Here is an 18,603-nt window from a genome sequence, read left to right as displayed (position 1 = left end):
GAGTTTTTCAACACCCACGCCTGTTCTCATCACTTGAGATCAGGCCTAGCTTTAATTTGACTTCGCTTGTAGGTGGCGAAATCACAGCTCGTAATTCATTCACCAGAATCGAACATCGAATACTTCCGTCCTACCACGGCTCAAAGACAGCAAAGTGATGGGTGTGGCAGATGAAGACGCGCCGGAAGATCCCCAACGTCAGGAGTCCATCGTAAGCGCGGGAGACTCCTTCTGAGGAGTCTGCGTATGTGAAGAAGGACACCCTGGGGAATCCAAGAGAGCCGATCTGCAAGTCCTGCAGCGGCATGGTCGAAACTGGACGTTGTGCTCTATCAAAACCGCCTCCAAGCAACGAGGTCCTTTGTAATAGTTCCAGCGGCATATATCGAGCCGTGTAGAACAGGAAAGAGACGTTCGTGCCGGAGTCAAGCTTTAGGCGAACGGGTCGCGTCCCGTCAGATAGACGAGCCGCGATGATGAGCGACCTGAGCGCCGGCATGCCGTTAGCCGCCCGAGCCAGTGCCACCAGTCGGATATGCGGTCCTTTTACGTCGGCGGCCATGGCAGATGAGTCGTCGAGACAGAGCAGGTTGTGAGCATTGTCGATCAACATATCGAATTCGCCGAGAAAATCCTCGCCGAGGACACCGCGAAAAAGGTGGAGATCGACGGGATGGGAATTCTGGAAGTCAAACACGAGTACCTTCTGGTTGGCGACGGCATGGGAGCCGACTTCGAGCAGGTCGAGTTGCGCGAAGGGAGCGGATGTAAGAAATCCGACTCCTGCTACCCCGGCCGAGCCCTGAGTATTCAGATGGAGCTCAGCAGCCAAGGCGGGATCAACCATCGTCATCTGAGTGCCGGTGTCCAGCAGAAAGTTGTAGGGGCCGGAATGGTTTACGGATACCGCCACGATCATCTGGTAGCGGTTTACAAGACGGAAGGGTACACTGGCGACATTTCCGGGGCAATGCGGTTCTGCGTAAAAGGCCGGGACGATGGTTGCGGCCAGAACGAAGGAAGCGAACCACTTGAAGTTGGACATTGTGAGAGCTCCTCAGCCGGGCTGGCTGAAGACACTCTGGGCGCATGGTTCTCCTTGGTCTTGATGGGCTTGTTATCAGTTTCTCGACACGGATCAGGAATTTCTTAGGTCCGGATTGTGAATTTATGATGGGGAATAAGTCCTTTGTCTTCCGCTTCTCCGACGTTGAGGTTCGCGAGCGGGAGTTCTCGCTCACCAAGGCGGGCAAGGTGTTGGCGGTCGAGCCGAAGGCGTTTCGCGTCCTCTTGCTATTGCTGCGTACCCCCCAAAAGGTGATCTCGAAGGAAGAACTGCTGAATTCCGTCTGGGGAGATACCGCCGTTACAGAGGGTTCCCTTACGCGTTGCATCTGGCTGCTGCGCCGCCTGCTGGGCGACGACGTCAACGAGCCGCGTTTCATCGAAACCGTGGCCACGGTCGGATACCGGTTCGTGTGCAAGGTTGAGGTTTCTGAAATCGCCTTGGGAGATCTGCAAGCGACCGACAAGGCGATTGGCCTGAGCGAGGCTGATTTTGTCGAGACACCTGTGCAAAGCGCGCGAGATTTGTCGAGAGAGCTGAAGTGGATCTCCGGAGAAGTGGGCCTCACAAAGGCGTCTGAACCGGCGCCGCGCCGCCGGGAACAATTTGCGTGGGGAGTGGCGGCTCTGTGTATCGCCCTGTTGACCTGGCTCGGAGTTGCCCATTGGCGCAGCATACAGCCGGCGGAGAGCCGGAATCTTCGCCTTTCCTTACTTCCGCCGCCCTCTACTTCATTCGTCCCCCACAATTTCGCTATCTCGCCTGACGGCCGGCGGCTCGCCTTCGTGGCTGTCGCACAGGATGGTGGCACCGCCTTGTGGATCCGGTCCCTGGCCTCTGGAGCTGCGCAGCAATTGACTGGTACCGAAGGCGCCACGTTGCCGTTCTGGTCACCGGATAGTCGTCAGGTGGGCTTCTTCCAGGCGTCCAAGCTGAAGAGCGTTGATCCGAGCAGCGGTGCCGTCCAGGTCCTGTGCGACGCACCCGGTGGCTTTGGCGGGGCATGGAACGATCGAGGCACGATCATCTTCGCTTTCGGTGGATCTAATGGGCCCAGCGACATCGGCTCCAACTCGATACTCAAGGTATCAGCCTCGGGTGGTGAAACGCAGCTCGTCACGAAGGGCAACGCGCCGAACGCCCCGATAATTTGGCCGTCCGCTCTTCCGGATGGAGACCACTTTCTATATTTCCTTCGCGGGAGCTCGAAGCCCGCTCAGAAGCAGGGAATCTATGTCGGGTCTCTCAGTACGCAGGAAAGCAAATTGATCTCTTCCGAGATCATCGGCAATACTCAGTTCGCGTCCTCGCGCCTCTACTACGTCCGCAATAGCAGCCTCATGGCGCAGTCGTTCGATCTCAAACGGCTGCAGCTTACGGGTCGGCCGGAAGTTGTCTCGCGACAGGAACTGGAAGAGGCCCCGGCCTTTTCCCGTACCGGATTCTCGGTTTCGGACAACGGTGTGGTCGTCTTCCAGTCGGCAACTGAAAGCCTCTCCCGGCTCGCATGGTTTGACCGTTCCGGTAAAGAACTCGAAGAACTACCCAGAACCGGCTATCGCGATCCTGCTCTCTCCCGCGATGGCGCTCTGCTCGCAGTCTCCTCCGACGAGGAACACAACGGCAAGCGATACATCCATATTTACGATTTCGCCAGAGGTACAAGTACCCGCGTCTCAGAGGGAGGGAAAGATAGTTTGCCGGTTTTCTCCCCTGACGGCAAAAGGGTGGCTTATGCAGCCAATCATGACAGAACTTCTAAGTACATCGACGTTGCGGCTACCGATGGTTCCGGAAAATTGGAGCGACTGGTGGCGTCCGATCGTCTGGCTCTCAACGACTGGTCGGCCGACGGGCGTTTTCTCGTGTACATGAATTTTCAGAACGTTGTTGCGCCGGAGCTGGAGGTTCTTGACCTCAGGAACCATTCGCAGACAGCCTACGCAACGGGTGCGGAAGCCCAGTTTTCTCCCGATGGGAGATGGATCGCCTTCTCCGGATTTGGGTCGTCGGGCTCTGGAGACCCTGAAGTGTATGTAGGTCGTTTCCCCGGCTCCGGCCGACGAATCCAGATATCCAATCATGGCGGCTTACAAGCGCGCTGGCGTGCGGATGGAAAAGAACTCTTCTATATCTCCATGGATAAAAAGCTTATGGCGGTAGCAATCGACACCTCGCATGACGAGCCCGTGGCAGGTGTTCCCCATGTCCTCTTCCAAACGCGAATCATCGGACCGCGTCTCGTACTGTTCCAATATGCCGTCTCCCCCGATGGCAGCCGCTTCCTGATCAACTCGATGCCATCTGTCGGAGCCGCTCCCCTGACGGTGCTGATGAACTGACCTCGAATCCCGGTCCATCGCTTCGCTTTTGAACGGCGCACCTGGCGATTTCGCGAACTCCGGATCTGCCACCCTCAAACAGCCTCGTCGTCTGCAAGCGGCTAGCGATAGTATCCGCGACTATCAGGGGAGTGCATTGGTGGACTAAACTTCTCACCAAAAATAATCCCGGAACGCAAGGCTGTTGATATCTAAGTACTGGTTTCGGGCCGGGCGTTCAAGCTGGCATCCAATGATCAGGAAGCGGGCTCTGTCGTCTTCAACTTCACTCGAGATCAGGTTCGATATACCTCATCGATTCTCGTGGCTCGCATGATATGGTCGCCGGTCTCGCCCAATGGCATGAGCAGAATACGACCATGACCGGGGCGCGCCTGAATACTAGCGTCCGTCTTGAGTTCATCTAGACGAGGTTGACCGCGACTACCTGAGCGTCTACGCCATCTGCCGGCGTTGAGCCAACCCAACCGAGGGAATCGATGTAGAGCTTACGCTGGAGCGGCTCGACCATTTCGGCGGTAGCGGTGCCGCGCGTCCAGCCGCGAAAGAGTGCCCAAGGTTCCTTATGCACGTTCGTCAGACCGGCCATCTTCATCTGATTGACTGCCCATTTGATCGCCTTCTGCGCGGCAGGAGAGCCCGTAACTCGGCCGCCAACTGAGTCTGTCAGTCGGCGAGGCATGCGTATGCTCCGGAATCGAATAGACTCGCCGACGGCTTTGACCAAACCGGCCCTCGTACCATCCTCTTGAACACTGGGCATTGAAATCTGTCCCCCCAAAGGAAGAGATCCAAGGCAGAGCAGAGATGTGAACAGAGCATGGTTGAGTGTCGACATCGCGAACCTCCGGCGGGGAAGAGATGAATACACTTACGCACGCCGGATCGCGTATGTTCCCCGGAAAGGTGGATCACCAGGATCGGTTCCTTGCCGTATGGAGGCTGGTCAGTAGCGACAGGTGCTCTTCTCGGTATTTACTTCTGGTTTGTCGGCTAACCGCACCTTACTTGACGCCGGTCGTCTTTTCGGTTTCCGTTCTTCGTTCCTTGATTGCTCACACCATCCTTGCCGTCTCAACTCAGGAGTCGAGGTACACCCTGAACGCCGCCCTGCTTCTGATCGAACCGAAGAAGATTTCGATGAAAAGGTCAGGTGTGGTCTTGCCTGCCTGAGCAGGAATACGGTGCCGGCGACGGACAACGCAAATGTCGCAAGAAGCGCCATGAGTCTCATACGACGCAAGTGTAAGCCACAATATTGATGCGTTCCTCGCCAGTTTCGCGTTCCTTCGACGTTACATATTGCGGATCAGAGCCAGGTGCGCTAGTCTGGATTCGCTCCCCCGTCGCAGCAAGCACCCAATCAAAGACATATTCCATATTCCAGCTCAGGGATTAGGCGATGAACTATACCCTTCAGCAATTGAAGTACCTGATTGCAGTTGCAGATCACGGGAGCGTCTCCGCAGCTGCGCGGTCGTTGTATGTCTCGCAGCCGGGAGTTTCGGCAGCAATTTCGCACCTGGAAGAGGTCTTCGGGCTCCAGTGTTTCGTCCGGCATCATGCCAAGGGGGTTACGCTGACGGCCGCCGGCCAGGGCTTCATCTCGGAGGCCCGCGAGGTCCTGGCCAGGGCGACGAACCTCCAACGGCGAGCACGGGAGCTGACGGAGACAATCACGGGCAAACTGGACATCGGATGCTTTTCGACCATTGGTCCCTTCTTCCTTCCGCGCATTCTCGAGACATTTGAACAGGAGCACCCGGGAGTCGTGACGACGATCTTCGATGGCACTACGGAGAGCCTGACGCGGCGCCTCCGTTCCGGAAACATCGAGGTCTGTCTCATGTATGACCTCAATAATCTCGATTCCTCCTTCCGCAAGATTCCTCTGCTCGAACTGAAGCCTTACGTCCTGCTGCCAAAGACCCATCGCATGGCAAGCCGCTCTTATGTGAAGCTTCGCGACATGGTCGACGAACCGCTCGTCATCTTCGACAGGCCGCAGAACGACGAATACCTTCTTTCATTGTTTCAGAAGCAGGACCGCCCTCCGAGAATTGGACAGCGCGTAAAAAACTTCGAGCTTGTGCGCGGATTGGTCGCCGCGGGAACGGGCTATGCCATTCTGAACGTCCGCCCGGCACTGGATCACAGCTACGACGGCAAGAGCGTAATCTGTCTTCCCATCGCCGAAGATGTGCCGCCAGCCAACATTGTTCTGACCGTTCCCGGTACGGCCAGCATGACGCGGCGTGTCGAGGCCTTCATCAATTCGACCGTGGAGTCCATCAAGTCGTTCGATCCCGTAGCGTTTCGCTGGAGCAACGATGTCAAGGACGTAAGCTTCGAGCAGCCCTTCTCGATTGCCGACTCCCTTCGGTCGGAGATCGTGGGAACGGCGTGACGCTGAACCAGTTGCACTGGGGCCGCGGAGGAGATGCACTGAGCGGAGAAAAGCGATGAACGCCGCGGGCGTATCCGGCATTTCCATCGAGGGCGACGGCGTTGCAGCCCTCTGCTGCGCTCATCTCTTTTCGCGGAGCGAGATCGCCTGCTCCCTCTCATCGGGCCGAACCACGAAACAGCCGGCTATTCTGCTGGGGGCGCAGGCTGCTTCGTTACTGAGAGACGTCTGCCGATCGACCTCGCTTCTCGATAGCGGTTGGCGGATCAGAAAGAGGGTTGTGCTGTGGGGTGAGGCGACGAAACCGATCACAGTGGAGCACGATGGAATCGCGATCTCCGAAGAGATCCTTATCGCTGCGATGCGTTCCTCCCTGAGGAAGCACAGGCTGGCTGTTCCAATGAGCGCGAGTTGGCTGATTGCGACTCACAGCTCCGCTCACGACTCAGAGTTCAACATCTACGGCGAGAGGCGCGCGGTCTCTTATCGAGTGACAGTGCGAAATCTCGTCGATTCAACCAGCTGCTGGATGGAGTCGACGCCAGAGGGGTGGCTCTTTCTGCTTCCCTTCAATGGGAGCGAGGCCTCGCTGATCGCTTCGGGCACTGATCCGGAGTCAGCGTTGCGGCAGAGTCGACTGATCGTTTCCCGACTGTCGGATATCTCGTCCGCGTCAGCGACCGTATCGATCGCGCCGCGAATCGCGCGCACTCTGTGCAACGGCGGAGTTGTTCGTACGGGCAGTGCGGCTATGCGGTTTGATCCGCTGTGCGGCGAGGGCGCCGGCCATGCTGTACGGGAGGCCTACCTGGCTGTGGCATTGATTCGGGCTGCAATGCGAGGTGAGCCGGTTGAGGCTCTGCTGGCCCACTACACCTGCCGTTTGCAACAGGCGTTCCTCCAGCACCTGGTGATCTGCAGTTCTTTTTATAGCTCCGGCGGCAGCTCCGATTTTTGGCGCGCCGAGGACGCCGCTCTTAAAGCGGGCATTGCAGAATTGCGTTCTGGCCTCGCCACGTCGGCTCCTGCGCAGTTTCGTTTCCGTGGACTCGATCTCGAGGCGATCTCGCCGCTGGCTGCGTTATAGAAACTGCAGTGCGGGAGCATGGTCAGGTGAAGAAAGAATGGCCTCCCAGCTCTCGTCCTGCGTGCGCTGCGACCAGGAACGACCGATATACGCGGAGACACGCGCCACAGCGAAGCTGACGCCGTTGAGATTGGCCTCGCGGGGTACGCCGGGAATGTCGCGCGGATATGGAAGCGCACCGAAGATCGTCTTCTCTTCCTCGCGTTGGATGCTGTAGCCAGTGGGATCACAGCGGGCATCAGCGACAACGCCAACGATACCGGGCAGCGTTCCGGGGAGGAGACGTGTCGCCTCCATCGAGTGTGCAGAGACAACCACCGCATCGTGCAGCGCGACGCGGCTCCCCATCTGCTCGAAGGCTTCGCGGTGTTGCTCGTTCGTTGTGCCGAGACTCAGATTAATCACCTGAATATCGTTTTGCAGGCACCAGTCGACGGCGCGAAGAATGATCGCGAGGTTGGTCGCCAGCTGGTTGTCGAAGATCTTGACCGGTACGATCTCCACCTGCGGCGAGAGATGATGGATGACCGATGCCACGGCAGTACCGTGTCCCAGGCGGTCGAGCGTATCCTCCGACTCGCCCTGAGCTGTAATCTGGACTCCCTTGGCCAGGTTACCGACGTGGGGATGCGAAGGGTGGACTCCGCTGTCCAGAACTGCAACGCGAACACGGCTCATGCGAATGCCTTCTCCAATGCCTTCTCCACGGAGGCGTTGCTTTCGAGCTGTCGGAGTCCGGCATGGCTGGCCATGTGCTTTGCCACGTAGCCGCCGGAGCGAATCAAGTCATTCGGCGAGCCGCTTTCAATAACGCGCCCCTTGTCGAGGACGACGATCTGGTCGGCCATCTCGATCAGCGCATGACGATGGGTAATAAGAAGGGTCGTTCGTCCTTCGCTTACTCGTGCGAGCGCGACCGAGACAGCGGCCTCGGAGGCGGGATCGAGCGAGGCCGTGGGTTCGTCGAGGATCAGCAATGCGGGGTTACGCAGGAGAGCGCGGGCGATTGCGATCCGCTGACGCTCTCCTACCGAGAGAGTCGCGCCACGCTCGCCGACGATGGTGGCGTAACCATCGGGCAGACTCATGATGAAGGCGTCTATATTAGCGGCCTTCGCGCACTCGCGAATCTCAGGGAGACTGGCATCGGGTCGGCCGTAGGCTATGTTCTCTTCGATCGTGGCATGGAAGAGGTAGGGTACCTGTTCGACGATGGCAATCTGGCCGCGAAGTTCGGCGAGGCCAGCGAAGCGAAGGTCGACGCCATCGACCGTGATGGCTCCTGAGTCGGGATCGTAGTAGCGCAACAGCATGTCGGCCAGCGTCGATTTTCCTGAGCCGCTGGGACCGAGCAGGACGCAGAAGGAGCCCTTTGTAATCGTCAGGTTGATATTCTCAATCGCCGGCGCATCCTTGTAGGAAAAACTGACGTCCTTCAGCCTGAAGGTACCGAGTCTCGTGGGTAGAGGCGTTGGATGCTCCGGCTCCCTGACCTCTGCGGGAATGTCCATCAGCTCGAAGACACGGTCCAGCGCGACTCCGCCTGTGAGCAGATTGGTATAGAGCGCGAGCAGATTCTGTACGGGAGAGAGGAGCTTGGCCTGGTAGGCGATAAACGCCAGTAGTCCGCCGATGGTGAGCTTGCCAGCGAAGACCAGCCAGCCTCCGTACAGAAACATGAGCGAGGTTGCAAAGGTCAGCACGAGTGCGGGCAGCGCTCCGGCAAGGAACGAGGTCACCTGGGTCTTGAGGAGCGCCTGGATGAAGCCGTCGTTGAACCGGCGAAAACGAAACGCTTCGCGTTCTTCAGCGACGCAGGAAACGGTCATGCGCAAGCCCATCAAAGATTCGATCAGGAAGCTGCCGAGGTCGGAGCTTCTCTGGCGGATGTCCTTAGTCTGGAGTACGAGGCGGCCTTGATAGTGCCGCAGCGCAAATATCGAAATCGGCAGCAGAACGACGCTGACAATGGTTAGCTGCCAGTTAAGCCACAGCATCATTCCGATGCTTCCTACGAGGAAGAGGACGTTCGAGAGCAGGGAGAGGAGAGCATCCGACGCGACCCGCTGGACCTCGCCGATGTCGTTATTGATGCGTGAGACCAGGTCGCCGAGCTTTCTGCCCGCGAAGAACCGGGGGGAGAGGCGCTGCAGATGACGGTAGAGATCCAGCCGCATATCGAACAGGCTGCTGGTCGAGAGGCGAAGATAGGTGTAGCTGGAGGCGAACGAGATAGCAGAACTGAGGACTGCCACGGCAACCATCGCCGAGGCGATGATGAGAAGGGCGCGGCGGTTGTGGCCCAGCAGAGCATCGTCTACCAGGAAGCGAGACATGTAGGGCTGCGCGAGGCCGAGCGCCGTCGATATCAGTCCCAGGAGGATGAAGGCGACGAGCGAGGTGGTGTAAGGCCGCACGTAACGGACCGCGCGACGGTACTGCCGGAAGAGAGCCGGTCTAGACAGAGGCTCGCGACTCATTCTCGGTCCTTCATCCAACTCACTTTCCTGCGGTGGGCATTACCACAAGGTTCGACGTGGTATCGCCATGGAGATCGATCGTGCTCCGCATGGCGAGCGTCTTCGCGTCGTAGACTTCGATCTCAAAGCCGGCGTTGTAGATCAGCAGCTTCGTCCCGTCGGCGGTGAGGCCGAAGTTCAGACGGGTGCGGCCGACGAACTCGTGCTTGTTGAGCAGCTTTCTCGTCTTCATGTCGAAGACCCAGAACTCGGTGACGCGGTTTCCGTTGGTTCCGTAGATGGCGACCGTGTAGCCGTACTTGCGGTCCGGACTCATCAACAGTGGTTGAATACTGGTTGCAGAGGGACCGATGGGGGTGAGTTCGTAGTCTTGCGTTGCGAGGTCGACCTCAGCTATACCGAAGACGCGCTGGTGGACGTAAGGGTCAGAGGAGTTGAATATACCGGTCACCTTGCCGGGAACCGCATTGGGATCCTCGACGGGACTGAGTGACATGCTGGCTGTCTCCGGCGCCTCCGCCTTGCTCAACTCGATCTTCTTCACGAGCTTCAGGGTCGAGGTGTCGTAGACAAAGATCGACTGGCGGAACATGTAGAGAAGCTTGCCATCGGGCGAGACCTTCATGGAGGCGCGCTGCGAGGTGAAGGCATCGTCCTTGCCGAACTCCGCCGAGCGAGTGACCTTCTTCGCCGCGAGATCGATAACCATCAACTTCGGTTCGCCGATCTCGTAGTGGTCGATCTTCTTGTCGATTGCAGTGCCGACGGCGTAGAGAAGCCTTCCGCTGGGATCGGTGGTGAGGCCGCCTATCCTGAGACTGCTGGGGCCGTCGTTGAGAGAGAAGCAGTTTTCGATCTTCTTGGTCGCAAGGTCGATGGTGAGGATCGAGTTATCGCGCAGGGTCGAGACGATCAGCTTGGTCTTATCAGGCGAGAGCAGCATGGTGCGTGCGATGTCCGTCGGCAGATCGATCTTATCGACAACCTTCTCCTGATTCGCATCGACGACAAGGATGGTATGCGGCCATACGCCGAGGTACATCAACTCCGCGGGAGTAGACGTTACGGTTTTGGCCGGTGCGGCAACAGCAGAAATTGCGCAGAGACACATCGCCAGAACGGCGGAAAACGTTCGCATTTTCATTCCTCGCTCTTTAGTGTTATGGGAAGACGATGTCAATGTTGCGCCAGTCCTTGGTCGCAACCGCGCACTTGCTGGTCCAGTCGGGATAGTTGTTCAGGTGATCGGGAACCTGGGCAGGCCAGTAGCATGTGACATAGCAATCAAAGATATCTCGCTCCACCGGCTGACAGAGTCCGGCAGTGCCACCTGCAGAGTCGACCTCCCATCCTGGCGAGAAGACGATCGAGCAACCCATCGGCACGTGGGCATTCTGTACAGGTTGCTGCTGCAGACCAAGAATATCGTTCTCCTGAGCCGCATTCTGTTCCACGATACGCGCAGCCTTCTTGTTGATAGCTCGCAAGTGCTTCATGATGCCTTCCTTTCCGAAAAGTGCTCCAGAAATGTTGGGTTCTCCGCCGCAATCGCGCCATAGATGCCCAGACACGTGTGCGTCCAGCCGCGAATCCAGTCGCAGTAGTGAAGGTTCGCGTGGCCGGAGTCTCCATAGCGGACGAACGCCTCGTGATGGCAGCCGCCGGCGCAGAGCGGCCTCGCGAAGCAGCTATGGCAGTCGTACTTGCCGTCGATGCTTCCCTTCTTAAGGAATTCGCTCCGCTTTTCGATGTCGATACCGGTGTCGATGTGTCCGATCACATGTTCGTCGGAGTCGACGAAGCGATGACACGGAGCGATATCGCCGGAAGGACCGACTCCAACCATGCCGAGACCAGCACCACAGGGGAGAGACTTGTTGACGCCCTGGTGAAGCTCGGCGAGAGTATCGCTGACGTTCGAAAATCCATGATGCTCACCGCGCAGTGCACTTTTGAGATAGTCCTTCGCGAGCTCGGTGAACTGCTCGAGCACTTTGTCCATGCCGGGCTCGCCAATCGCGTACAGGCGGTCCGGTGAAGTAGTTACCGGGGCAAAGGCGACCTCGTGGAAGTTGAGCTCGTGCTTGAGGTGGTTGTATATCTTCAGCACGTCGTTCGCGCCAGAGGTCAGCGTAACTCGCGCAGCGATCGGACGAGTCTTGTGGCGCGCGATCAGCTCCTGGATCTTCGGCTTGATGACGTCATAGCTGCCCTTGCCATTGGAGAAGATGCGAAACTTGTCCTGCATCTCCTGGGGGCCGTCGATGCTGACCGTAACGCCGACTTCGTTGTCTGCGAGAAAATCGATGATCTTCGTCGTGAGTAGCGTTGCGTTGGTGGTTAAGCTGAAGCCGATTCTTATGCCTCGCTCTGCAGCCTGTCCCCGAGCATACTCGACTACCTTCTGCAACAGGGGGAAGTTCATCAGTGTCTCGCCGCCGAAGAAGGTTATGTGAATTGCGTCGCGGGATTTTGCACTCTCAAAGAGATAGTCGATCGACGTCTTCGCCGTATCCCAGCCCATAAACTTCGGCTTGCCGTCAGGTGTTGCGATCTTGTCTTCGCCAAACTCATAACAGTACGAACACGAGAGATTGCACTGGTTCGTGATGTTCAGCACGATGCTCTGCAGCGGAAACTCCTCCGGTAACGGCTGCGAGACGACCGGCTTCTTCATCCCGTCTGAGAGCGCGCCCAGCTGCCAGAGCTCGCGGACGGAACCGCGGGCCTCCTCTTTCGAGTGCCCTTCGCGCACCAACTCATCGACCAGATCGTCTGCGCTGAGCGATACCGACTCCAGCTTGCGCAGTGCGGCATCGGAGATCCCGTCCAGCGCGACGATTCCGCCGCTCCCAACCATATAGAGGAAGCTTTCGTCTCCTCCGCGAAAGCGATGAAACTCACCCAGGGACAGGTTCATTGTGCGGCCACCTCCGGCTGGTCGTACTGCAGGTACTGCGGAACGGTAACGATCATATAGCTGCGACCGGTGACAGGCTTCGACGCTCCCTCAGGGATGTACGAAGCGACGACCCAGACATCGCCATAGTTGTTTCGCATCGACCTACGCTTAGGGTTCGGGCCATCGGACGACGGCGAGAAGAGGCCAGTCTTGCTGTTCAGGGTTCCCACGTAGTCGACGTCGTCGTCACCATAGGAGGCGACAAACTCCTCCATCTTCCAAGTAGCAGGCACAACACCGAGAGGAATATCGTCGGGCGTCATGGCCTTGCCGTCAGGACCGAAGCTATAGGCCTCAGCCTCGAACTGCGCGTAGCCCTTGTTGTGGGTTTCGCTGCCAAGCCGTGCAATGGAGGTTCCCGGAGTGACCTTGAGGAAGTCGATGTGGTCATAGACTGCGACCGCTCCGGGCAGCGTGATGCCTTTGACGGAGATCGTCCGCTTCCCGGGTCGCGCGTCTGCGGCTACGTTGGCAGCCACCGTGATTGAGGTCGGGCTGGCTTCAACCGAGGTCACTGTCACACCTGCGCCAAAGTCGACGTCTGATGCAGCGATCTCCTTAGGAAGGTTGTCGCCGAAGATGGTGAGCTTCGTTCCGGTCGACCCGGCCTTGAGCGATGGGACGCTGACTCCGAGCAAGACGGGCGCACCCGTATCTCTCGTAAGCGTCACGTTCATGCCGAACTCCTGGTAGACGCCCCAGAACCAGCGGCCTTCGAGCTTACTGCCGTCGGGCGAGAGCATCATGACCTCGCGCACTCTTGCAGGAGCGGCCGGACCCGCGGCATCCGACGTGGCTTCAGAGCGGCCGCGCCACGCATAGCCGGTGTAGACGATCGACGCACCCTTCGCCGTGTAGGTTGAGCCATCAAGATACTTGACCGTCGTCTCGGTCACAAAGTCGCCCGGGGCTCCGCCAGCCTTGATAGTCATCTTGCCCTGGAAGGGACCCTTGCCGGGCTCTCGACCGCTGACGAGCCAGTTACCGTCAAGCTTTGGCTCCTGCATCATGCTCTGCCAGTTGGACCACTCAGGCGTGTGCAGAGGCGAGCTCTTCACAACCCATTCCAGCGCTTCGTCAACAGCCTTGATCGGCTTTCCATCCGGCCCCATGTGCGGAGGCGGAGGAGGACCTTCGTGTCCCGTCCGATAGGTTAATCCAGAAAAGGATGAGGACTCAACGGCCGGGAAGAACGCGATGTGCATGTTCTTCAGATATTTCCAATCGGCCGCCGTGCGATGCCAGGAGAGAGGCTTTGCAATCGCGTGGCAAGATCCGCAGGCTGCTTCCACGGTCTGATTCGGTACATCCTCATCAACCACACGACGCTCTGCGAAGTAAGCGGTCTTCTTCGCCTCCTGAGGAGAAAGGCCGTGGTCGTCGCTCAAATAGCGAAGAATGTGCCTGGCTTCATCCGGCGTCAACTGAAGACCGTTCAAGCGGATCATTCGCTTGATTGCCTCTTCCCATCCTTCCGGCGTCGTCCGGATATAGGAGATGCGGCTCATGTTTTCCTTCGCATCCTGCACGTGGCACGAACCGCATTTCTGCTGGACCAACGGATCCTTAACCGGAAAGCCCTCATCACCTGACGCAGGTATTCCCTTTACCTGCTGGTCTGGAGCCTGCTGAGATCGTATCGGCGCACTGTGCCACAGTAAGATCGAGGCCGCCGCAACCACTGAGAGCTTGTACCCTGCACTACGCCTTCCAGAACTCTTCATGCTGAGATTGTCCTTACTGGAATCGGTTCAAGAAGATAATGTCGTTTGTTTAGAGACGGCGACGCTTTAGGAATCCCAAATTAATGCAGAGATCCCAAATAAAAAGAAATAACGGAAAACGGCTAGAGATGTGAACTACACGAAATGTATGGCAGAGCAACAGTCCGCACAAATAGTTATAAGTTTTGTCCTAGATAAGAAGAATCTATGTAGCAGATCGCCCACCCTGGCGATACTCTTCGTCATGAAACGAGCCATCTCAGCAACAAGCAGTATTCTCTCACTGTACGAAGGCGGCCGATTGCTAACCAACCGCGCCTCCGATCGGCTAGATAACTTCAGCCTCTAAGTCGCATAAAAATTAATGAGCAATTCGGCATCGATGAGTGTTTGACTTTCGATCAACACAACGTTACTGTCTGCACATCGAAGCCATCCGACGCAACTCATCACGGCCTTCTCGCTAACCGAGATTGCCGCTGCAGGTGTCTTCTGCGAGCTCTCGCAGAAGCGGGTCACGTCAAGTTGAACTTTGCTCAAAACTAGCTTTTGAAGCTGCCGTTCATTTTCATCTCTTCACCTAGAAAGGGTTAAAGATGCGCCATCTTTACTCACAGCTGCCGCTGCGGCAGACACGCCCCTTTGCATCTCTTTTGAGACTGCTTTGCCTGCTGAGCCTGGTCATCTGTCCTGCGATTTCGCTCGCGCAGTCGACGTTTGGCTCGTTCGTCGGCTCCATCAAGGATCCTCAAGGTGCAGTCGTAGTGGGCGCCACCGTAAAGCTTTATCGCGTAGGCACGGCGTCCGTACAGACGGCGGTTACTGGCGCTGATGGTCAATACACGCTTCTGAACATTGAGGCGGGAAGTTACAGGGTGGTTGTCGAGTTCGCCGGCTTCCAGACGCTGCAGTTCACAGGGCTGACGTTGCAGGCGCGCGAGACACAGCGTGTCGATGGCACACTCAAGCTTGGCCAGCAGTCGGAGTCGGTCTCAGTTGAAGCCGCAGCAGCGGTGATCAATACGGACACTTCAAATCTATCGGAGACCCGCAGTGGTATCGAGCTGAACACGCTGCCTCTGGCCGTCAGCTCGCGAGGTTCTGGCTCGACGAGCCCGTACTCCACGCTGACCTCGCAGGCCGGCGTGCAGACTGACTCGGCCGGTAACATCTCTGTGGCAGGCGCAAAACCAAGCCTGCTATCGGTGACCGTCGACGGTATCAGCACAATGAACGTCCGCTCCAGTATTCCCGCGGCGGAGCTGTTCCCGTCGTTTAACACGATCGAAGAGATTCGCATCAGCCAGAACGCCAACGCCGCTGAGTTCGGTGGGATCAGCGACATCACCACCGTGACCCGAGGAGGCAACAACCACGGCCACGGCGGCGCCTTCGATAACTATGAGACCGCTGGATTCAACTCGAAGGATCCTTTCGCGGCCACAAAACCCAAGCTCGTTATGAACGATTTCGGAATCTTTTACGGCGGACCGGTCATGATCCCTCACCTCTATGATGGCCGCGATAAGACGTTTTACTTCCTGAGCTACGAAGGCCTGCGCTTGCCGCAGCAATCCAATGTCATCCAGAGTGTTCCGACAGCGGCGATGCGCAGTGGCGATCTTTCGGCATACGCTACGCAAGTGAATAATGCAGCCGGTGTGCCCTATGCCGGTAATAAGATCCCGGCCAGTGACATCAGCAGTGTGTCGCAAACCCTTTTGACGAGATATTATCCGCTGCCGAACTACGGCCCCTCGAATGCGACCAGCAACAACTACCAGCAGAACTTCTCGACGCCGATCACTTCGGACCAGGGCGACGCACGTATCGACCGAACACTGACTCCGCATCAGAATATCTACGCGCGCTACAGCTACAAACAGCGGAACGTATCGACCCCTCCCACATCAAATGCTTCGACCGGTGGATCGGCGCTGATTGGTGTCTTCAGAAAACCTGAAAAGGACACCAGCCTAGCGGTCGCCTACAACTACGTGATCACGCCGTCGCTCCTCAACGAGCTTCGCGGAGGCCTGAGTAAGTTCATCACCGAAACCAGTTTCAACGACAACTCCGCGGCATTTACGAGTATTGGAATTACGGGAATTCCGGACTTGATCAGCCCTACGGTAGCGGCCTCCCCCAACGTTCGCATCACCGGATTTACAGCTCCTGGGGGCACCGGTTCCTCAAAAGGAAGCAGCAATACCTATCAGATCATCGATAACGTTACGTGGTCTCGAAATCAGCACACCGTGAAGATGGGCGGCGATTGGCGACGCATGTATGCCTACGCTGGTAATGTCTTCGGCAGTTCCAGACTTGGCAGATATGTCTTCAACGGCAGCAGCACCGTCGGCAAGAAAGTTGGCGTTCCGTTCGCTTCCTTTCTGGTGGGGTATCCGGATTCGACGACCGTTTCGGATGTTCTGGCGCCTAACATGAATGGCCGCGGCAACGCGTATGCCGTTTATGTTCAGGATGACTGGAAGATCACCAGCAGCCTGACGCTGAACTTCGGGCTTCGATACGAGTACCACCCGATGCTGCGTGACAAGTACGAGAACAGCGCGCAGTTTCTTGCCAACTACTACTCCAACATAAACGGTACCAACGTGCGGGGTGCGGTCGTGGTTCCCACGCAATATGCTATCGACCACAACGTGCTCGAGGCTTTTCGAAGCGGGATCGCGCCCATGCCGATTCTGACGGCACAGCAGGCGGGAATTTCGACGGCGCTTGTGTCTGTCTCGAAGAACGACTTCGCTCCACGCTTCGGCTTTGCCTGGCGTCCACTTCATAACGACAAGACAGTCATCCGTGGTGGCTTCGGCCGCTTCATCGCCGGAGCGCTGGGCGGTAACGTGGTTGGCGGATGGGCTGTATCTGGCAGCGCAGTCAATACCTATTCCAATTCGTATGTAAACGGAAGACCGGCACTCTCGTTTCCATCGCCGTTTGGTATCGCCACATCAGCAGTGGGATCGCTTGACTTCGACTATGCCGTTAGTCCTACCTACAGAGACCCGACAGTCCAGCAATGGAACCTGACCGTAGAGCAAGATCTCGGCTTCAACACTGGCCTCCGCGCATCATATGCCGGAAGCCACGGCCAGAATCTCGGCATGTACTCTGACGTCAATCAGCTGCCCTATGGGACTGGCACTCCTTCTCTCTCCCAACGACCATTCCCAACGTTGAATTCAATCTACACAGTTCTGAACCTGGCATCGAGCAACTACAACGCCATGACGCTCGAAGCCAACCATCGCATGACCCGTGGCCTGCAGTTCCAGGGAAGTTATACGTTCGCTCGCAACCTGTCGGAGGAAGGTGGCATGAACCCCACCACGAATGCGAGCGAGATCGGTGGGTCACCAAGCGACGTCTATCATATAGGCAAAGACTACGGAAATGTTATCTACACGCGACGGAATCGCTTCATGGCTTCGTTTTTGTACGACCTGCCGTTTGGGCGTAACAGAATGTTCCTGGGCAGTTCCAGCTCCTTTGTGAATGCCCTGGTGAACGATTGGCAGCTTGCCGGCTACTACCTGCAGCAGAGCGGCCCGTTCCTTACGCCGATCACCTCTGCCGTCGATCCAACAGGCACAGGCATGATCTCGAAGGGAGTTCAGTCCTATGCCCGCCCTGACAAGGTACCCGGCATTTCCCCTTACACGACGGGACTGGGCGCGCGCAACGCTCTTAACAGCGGTGCCTTTGTCAATCCTGGGGCCAACATTGGCCGCCAGGGAACGGCGAGCGTCGGCAGCGTGGTCGGTCCCGGCACAAACACCTTCTCGACATCATTGATGAAGAGCGTGAGCTTTACGGAGCAGATCGAGCTTCAGGTAGGGGCACAGGTTCAGAACCTCTTCAACCACCACAACTACGATGTTCCGGCCTCGCTCGATATCGCGACCTCGAACTTCGGACAGATCACCAGCGTGCAGACCAAGGATAACGCCGGACCTCGAGCCGTTGCCCTTACTGCAAGGTTTTCGTTCTAATCCCCAAAATCCTTGATTCCTCCGCAACCACGTCCCCAAACCCGGTTTTGCACTCACTAACGCTTGAGCACAGGTTGCAAGTATTTTTTTGACCTTACGATCGCCAAAGCTCTTCGGCAGGATCAGGTCGCAAGATGTTATAGACTCCTGCGGAACCACAACAAAAGGCTGGGTTCCGCTATTTCTAGAATCTCAAGATGAGGAATGCTCCGAAGCAATGACCGGGGCTCAGCATAAATACCCTGAGCATGACGAAGGTGGCGAGCATCGTGATATGCCACGCGAAGCGGAAGCGGGTTTCGACGTTGCTGCATCGGCCTTGAGAGAAGAATTTCGGAGATGTCTCTACATTTAGAGGCGAATATCTTTGCCCGCTCGCGTCACACCGGCTCGTCACTAAGGAGATGACCATAGCCCTTCATGGTGGACCCACAACCGGCGGCGTTGATAATGACGTAATCGACATTAGCCATTTCAAATACTGCGTCACATGAGGGACAAAGACTCCATAGCTACAAA

The 18,603-nt window shown here is 57.3% G+C and carries 12 protein-coding genes; 4 read left to right on the top strand and 8 right to left on the bottom strand.

What is annotated here, in order from left to right:
* Positions 1–130: 130 nt before the first annotated feature.
* The gene (locus tag BDD14_RS22480; protein ID WP_130421414.1) at positions 131–1,045 is read right to left on the bottom strand and encodes a retropepsin-like aspartic protease; all 915 of its coding nucleotides are present in this window, start codon (positions 1,043–1,045) and stop codon (positions 131–133) included.
* Between the two features lie 125 nt (positions 1,046–1,170).
* Here BDD14_RS22480 and BDD14_RS22475 point away from each other — a divergent pair, with 125 nt between their 5' ends.
* Positions 1,171–3,408 (top strand): winged helix-turn-helix domain-containing protein, encoded by a 2,238-nt coding sequence (locus tag BDD14_RS22475; protein WP_165420200.1) that lies wholly within the window; start codon positions 1,171–1,173, stop codon positions 3,406–3,408.
* Positions 3,409–3,811: 403 nt separating this feature from the next.
* Here BDD14_RS22475 and BDD14_RS22470 read toward each other — a convergent pair whose 3' ends face one another.
* Positions 3,812–4,090: a hypothetical protein gene (locus BDD14_RS22470; protein ID WP_130421410.1), complete on the bottom strand. Its 279-nt coding sequence runs from the start codon at positions 4,088–4,090 to the stop codon at positions 3,812–3,814.
* Positions 4,091–4,810: 720 nt separating this feature from the next.
* Here BDD14_RS22470 and BDD14_RS22465 point away from each other — a divergent pair.
* Both BDD14_RS22465 and BDD14_RS22460 read left to right on the top strand, forming a co-directional pair.
* Positions 4,811–5,815: a LysR family transcriptional regulator gene (locus BDD14_RS22465; protein WP_130421408.1), complete on the top strand. Its 1,005-nt coding sequence runs from the start codon at positions 4,811–4,813 to the stop codon at positions 5,813–5,815.
* A gap of 55 nt (positions 5,816–5,870) precedes the next feature.
* Positions 5,871–6,902 (top strand): NAD(P)/FAD-dependent oxidoreductase, encoded by a 1,032-nt coding sequence (locus BDD14_RS22460; protein WP_130421406.1) that lies wholly within the window; start codon positions 5,871–5,873, stop codon positions 6,900–6,902.
* Here BDD14_RS22460 and qhpE read toward each other — a convergent pair.
* From qhpE to peaA, 6 genes are read right to left on the bottom strand one after another with little or no spacing between them, the layout of a single operon-like run.
* Positions 6,897–7,580, bottom strand: a complete 684-nt coding sequence (gene qhpE, locus BDD14_RS22455; protein WP_130421404.1) for a subtilisin-like serine protease QhpE — start codon at positions 7,578–7,580, stop codon at positions 6,897–6,899. The genes BDD14_RS22460 and qhpE overlap by 6 nt on opposite strands.
* Positions 7,577–9,382: an ABC transporter ATP-binding protein gene (locus tag BDD14_RS22450; RefSeq protein WP_130421402.1), complete on the bottom strand. Its 1,806-nt coding sequence runs from the start codon at positions 9,380–9,382 to the stop codon at positions 7,577–7,579. Before BDD14_RS22450 ends, qhpE begins: the two co-directional genes overlap by 4 nt.
* A 19-nt stretch (positions 9,383–9,401) precedes the next feature.
* Positions 9,402–10,526, bottom strand: coding sequence for a YncE family protein (locus BDD14_RS22445; protein WP_130421400.1), 1,125 nt, complete (start codon positions 10,524–10,526; stop codon positions 9,402–9,404).
* Positions 10,527–10,542: 16 nt separating this feature from the next.
* Positions 10,543–10,878 carry a quinohemoprotein amine dehydrogenase subunit gamma gene (qhpC, locus tag BDD14_RS22440; protein WP_130421398.1) on the bottom strand — a complete coding sequence of 112 codons (336 nt, stop codon included), beginning with the start codon at positions 10,876–10,878 and terminating at the stop codon, positions 10,543–10,545.
* Complete coding sequence (gene peaB, locus BDD14_RS22435; protein ID WP_130421396.1) at positions 10,875–12,302, bottom strand: quinohemoprotein amine dehydrogenase maturation protein; 1,428 nt, start codon at positions 12,300–12,302, stop codon at positions 10,875–10,877. Before peaB ends, qhpC begins: the two co-directional genes overlap by 4 nt.
* Positions 12,299–14,068, bottom strand: a complete 1,770-nt coding sequence (gene peaA / locus BDD14_RS22430) for a quinohemoprotein amine dehydrogenase subunit alpha (RefSeq protein WP_130421394.1) — start codon at positions 14,066–14,068, stop codon at positions 12,299–12,301. The genes peaB and peaA overlap by 4 nt, the downstream gene beginning before the upstream one ends.
* A 596-nt stretch (positions 14,069–14,664) precedes the next feature.
* Between peaA and BDD14_RS22425 the strand changes: the two genes are divergently transcribed.
* Positions 14,665–18,084 carry a TonB-dependent receptor gene (locus tag BDD14_RS22425; protein WP_130421392.1) on the top strand — a complete coding sequence of 1,140 codons (3,420 nt, stop codon included), beginning with the start codon at positions 14,665–14,667 and terminating at the stop codon, positions 18,082–18,084.
* Positions 18,085–18,603 lie beyond the last annotated feature (519 nt).

Source organism: Edaphobacter modestus, from assembly GCF_004217555.1.
Taxonomy (GTDB): domain Bacteria; phylum Acidobacteriota; class Terriglobia; order Terriglobales; family Acidobacteriaceae; genus Edaphobacter; species Edaphobacter modestus.
The sequence above is the reverse complement of the archived record's forward strand: the minus strand, read 5'-3'. Positions and strand labels throughout refer to the sequence as shown.

What these genes read in the sequence shown, in the direction of transcription:
- BDD14_RS22480 (WP_130421414.1), bottom strand. Translation starts at nt 1,045, where the DNA reads ATGTCCAACTTCAAGTGGTTCGCTTCCTTCGTTCTGGCCGCAACCATC.
- peaB (WP_130421396.1), bottom strand. Translation starts at nt 12,302, where the DNA reads ATGAACCTGTCCCTGGGTGAGTTTCATCGCTTTCGCGGAGGAGACGAA.
- BDD14_RS22475 (WP_165420200.1), top strand. Translation starts at nt 1,171, where the DNA reads ATGATGGGGAATAAGTCCTTTGTCTTCCGCTTCTCCGACGTTGAGGTT.
- BDD14_RS22450 (WP_130421402.1), bottom strand. Translation starts at nt 9,382, where the DNA reads ATGAGTCGCGAGCCTCTGTCTAGACCGGCTCTCTTCCGGCAGTACCGT.
- BDD14_RS22425 (WP_130421392.1), top strand. Translation starts at nt 14,665, where the DNA reads ATGCGCCATCTTTACTCACAGCTGCCGCTGCGGCAGACACGCCCCTTT.
- BDD14_RS22465 (WP_130421408.1), top strand. Translation starts at nt 4,811, where the DNA reads ATGAACTATACCCTTCAGCAATTGAAGTACCTGATTGCAGTTGCAGAT.
- BDD14_RS22460 (WP_130421406.1), top strand. Translation starts at nt 5,871, where the DNA reads ATGAACGCCGCGGGCGTATCCGGCATTTCCATCGAGGGCGACGGCGTT.
- qhpC (WP_130421398.1), bottom strand. Translation starts at nt 10,878, where the DNA reads ATGAAGCACTTGCGAGCTATCAACAAGAAGGCTGCGCGTATCGTGGAA.
- BDD14_RS22445 (WP_130421400.1), bottom strand. Translation starts at nt 10,526, where the DNA reads ATGAAAATGCGAACGTTTTCCGCCGTTCTGGCGATGTGTCTCTGCGCA.
- BDD14_RS22470 (WP_130421410.1), bottom strand. Translation starts at nt 4,090, where the DNA reads ATGCCTCGCCGACTGACAGACTCAGTTGGCGGCCGAGTTACGGGCTCT.
- peaA (WP_130421394.1), bottom strand. Translation starts at nt 14,068, where the DNA reads ATGAAGAGTTCTGGAAGGCGTAGTGCAGGGTACAAGCTCTCAGTGGTT.
- qhpE (WP_130421404.1), bottom strand. Translation starts at nt 7,580, where the DNA reads ATGAGCCGTGTTCGCGTTGCAGTTCTGGACAGCGGAGTCCACCCTTCG.